The sequence below is a fragment of the Rhizobium sp. P1_E6 genome (assembly GCF_056405875.1).
The window spans coordinates 1-740 of record NZ_JBFUBG010000340.1 but is presented as its reverse complement, the minus strand read 5'-3'; the positions used below and the strand labels follow the sequence as shown (position 1 = coordinate 740).

Here is a 740-nt window from a genome sequence, read left to right as displayed (position 1 = left end):
CTTGACGAGCTTGGTCGTGTGTTCCGATGGGCCTTTGGAGAGCCTGCCACTGTCCGTCCTCGTGACCTCTGAGCCAAACAATCAGACGGTCGATGTCTCCGACTCCTACCGCCGAGCCGATTGGCTTTCCAATCGTAGCGTGATTCAACTGACACCGAGTTTCGAAACTCTTACAACATCGAAACATAGCGCACGGGTTGGTCGCACAACCAAATCCTTCATCGGGTTCGGCAACCCCACACTCGGCCCCCCTCACGACACCGGTGTTGTGGCTGCAGCCAACGCGCTGAATACCCTGATTGTCCTGCAGGGGACAGATGAAGCAGTGACGAAGGTTTCCGAAATGGCAAGCTTGCCAGAAACGGCCGATCAGCTTCTTGCGATGAATGCTTTGTTCGGCAAGAACGGCGGCCAGCTCAGGATGGGCTCCGAGGCAACACGAGACGCGGTTCTGAGCACCGACTTAAGCGAGTTCAGGTTTATTGCATTTGCCACGCATGGACTGCTTGCGACGAAGAACACCACCGGAGAGCCTGCGCTCGTGATGACCCCGGTTCCTGGCCATGACGATGGCTTTCTAACGGCCACCGACATAGCCAAGCTCAATCTGAACGCCGACCTTGTGATCCTCTCGGCGTGCAACACCGCCGCGCCGCGTATCGGGTATGCCGCCGATGGCCTGTCTGGTCTTGCTCGCGCTTTTTTTCAAGCGGGCGCACGGACGATCGTCATCTCACACT

General features: G+C 57.6%; 1 protein-coding gene. It reads left to right on the top strand.

Features of this window, described 5'->3' with window-relative positions; all coding sequences use genetic code 11:
- Positions 1–34: 34 nt before the first annotated feature.
- Positions 35–740 (top strand): CHAT domain-containing protein (locus tag AC1D35_RS36620; RefSeq protein WP_477942966.1); only part of this gene is annotated, 706 nt, incomplete at its 3' end.